Source organism: Kitasatospora sp. Root107, from assembly GCF_001424875.1.
Classification (GTDB): Bacteria; Actinomycetota; Actinomycetes; order Streptomycetales; family Streptomycetaceae; genus Kitasatospora.
In genome coordinates, this window is record NZ_LMCT01000034.1 from 1 (window position 1) to 2,527 (window position 2,527).

At 68.9% G+C, this 2,527-nt stretch carries 2 protein-coding genes; both read left to right on the top strand.

What is annotated here, in order from left to right; all coding sequences use genetic code 11:
- Positions 1-375, top strand: a 375-nt coding sequence (locus ASC99_RS39515) for a hypothetical protein (RefSeq protein ID WP_162257924.1), incomplete at its 5' end; no start/stop codon positions are given.
- Positions 376-533: 158 nt separating this feature from the next.
- Positions 534-1,667 carry a PE-PGRS family protein gene (locus ASC99_RS25545; protein ID WP_157531744.1) on the top strand — a complete coding sequence of 378 codons (1,134 nt, stop codon included), beginning with the start codon at positions 534-536 and terminating at the stop codon, positions 1,665-1,667.
- Positions 1,668-2,527: the final 860 nt, after the last annotated feature.

Consider the following 2,527-nt stretch of genomic DNA (forward strand, 5'->3'; position numbering starts at 1 on the left):
GTGGTGGTGGTGGATCCGGTCAGTCTTCGGGCTGAGGGGAAGAGCATGGCGGCGGTCGGTGAGGATTTCTCGGCTGCGGTGAAGGATTTGTCGGCGAAGTTGGAGGCCCTGGAGRAGGGTGACACTCCGCCGTGGGGTGACGACGACTTGGGTGAGAAGTTCGGTGTTGTGTAYGAGGGTCTGCGGGACGGGATGAAGGAGTCGATGGCTTCTTTGGGGACGCGGATCGGGGAGATCGGGCAGAAGTTGCAGGGGATGGCGGCCAAYCACGAGGCGAACGAGTCGACGACGGATGGTTCGTTCCGGACGTTGGAGGGTTCGCAGGAGATGGTCGGGGGGCGGGTTGGTGCGTTGTACCGGCCGCAGGTGATCTGAGGGGCCGTCCGGATCTGAGGGTTCGTCTGTTCTGAGGGTGTGTCGTTCGGCGTCTGCCGTTCTTGCTGGGTTCCGTGTTGCCGTGAAGTGGTCGTCATTACTGGGGGTTTGACGAAGTGTCGCTGATGTTGCCGGACAGTGTTGAGTGGGTCCTGGAGATGCTCGGCTTYGACTGGCCGAAGGCGGAYGAGGACAAGCTCATGGAGTCCGCGCAGGTGTGGCGGGACTTCGCGGACACGGTCGATGAGTTGCACTATCGGGCGGCGGGTGCGGCGAACAATGTGCGTTCGGCGAACTCGGGTGATTCGATCGAGGCGTTCGGCAAGGCGTGGGAGAAGTTCTCGGCCGGTGGCAGTGACGGGTATCTGGCGGATGCGGCGACGGCGTCGCGGTTGATCGCGGCGGCGTTCGATGCGGCGGCGATGATCGTGATCGCGTGCAAGATCGCGGTGATCGCGCAGTTGGTGCTGCTGGCGGTGGAGATCATCGCKGCKCAGGCGGCTGCGCCGTTCACGTTGGGGTTGTCGGAGTTGGGTGCCGCGGGTGCGGTGCAGGCGACGAAGATGATCGTGCGGCGGTTGTTGAAGGAGCTTCGGGATGCGCTGGTGGAGGCGATCCTGGAGACGTTGAAGGAGCCGGTGGTGCAGGTGCAGGCGACGAAGATGATCGTGCGGCGGTTGTTGAAGGAGCTTCGGGATGCGCTGGTGGAGGCGATCCTGGAGACGTTGAAGGAGCCGGTGGTYTCGGCGGTGCAGGCGATGATCAGTGACYTGATCGCGCAGACCGTGAACCAGGGTTTCGGTGCGCAGGACGGCTTCGACCTGGGGCGGACGGGGAAGGCGGGGGCGGAGGAGTTCAAGACTGCGGTCAAGAACTCCGGGCAGACGTTCACKGAGGCGCTGCGGGACGGGGTCGGCTCGCGGGCGGGCCATCATGCCCGTAACGGGCTGGACAGCGCGGCAGGGCACGGCAGCAACGCGGACTCCTCCGGCAACGGCGACGGCAACGGCAGTACGAACGCGCCGGACAGCAGCGGTAGTTCACCGTCGGGCAGTAGCAACAGCCCTTCGTCCAGCAGCAGCCCTTCGGGTTCGAGCCCGTCCTCCAACAGCCCGTCCGGCAGCAGTCCTTCGGGTACGAGTCCGTCGTCGACCGGTCCGTCTTCCAGTGGTCCGTCTTCGTCGAGCACTTCGCCGGACATGTCCTTCGGGTACGAGTCCGTCGTCGACCGGTCCGTCTTCCAGTGGTCCGTCTTCGTCGAGCACTTCGCCGGACAGCGCTCCGAGCCGTGACACCTCCGGTTCGAACGAGACGCCGCGTTCGACGCAGCAGACGCCCACGTCCGGTGAGCCGCGCAGTTCCGCGCCGCTGGACCCGTTCGGCACTCGGGTGGGTGCCGACAGCAGCCCGTCCGGGGACACCGGACCGGCGCGGACACCCGCGGGCGACAGTGGCACGCCGAGCCGATCCGACGACAACGGCCGTACCAACACCCCGTCGCCGGAAGGCCGTTCGGGTCCGGACTCGCAGCAGTCCGCCCGCACCCCCGACAGTGCCGGCCCCTCGCGTACGCCTGACGGTGACACCGGGACTCGCCCCGACAGCGCTCCCTCGCGTACGCCTGATGGTGACCCGGCTCCGCGACCGGCCGCATCCGACGGACCCTCGCGTACCCCGGACGCCGGTGACACCCGCCCGCACTCGGGCCCGTCCGAGAGTGGTGGCCCCTCGCGGACGCCGGACGGTGACACGAGCACCCGTCCGAACTCGTCGTCCCCGGATGGGCCTTCGCGTACCCCCGACCACGACCCGGGAAGCCGCCCGACCGCTTCCGACGGTCCGTCGCGTACACCGGACAGTGGCGACAGCCGGCCCCACGCGGGTCCGTCCGAGAACACCGGCGCCACGCGCACGCCCGACCACGACCCCGGCAGCCGCCCCGCTCCCGCCGAGCACACCCCGCCCCCGCGTGGGGACGACAGCCGTCCCAGCTACGGCCCGGTACGCCCCACCGACCCGACGCCCAGCCCCAGTCACACGCCCGCTCCGGCGGACATACCCGCGCCCCGGCACGAGCCGGCCCAGACCCGCCCCGACGCCGTCCCACAGCCCCAGCCCGTCGCCGCCACGCCGGACGCGCGAACCCCCGCCC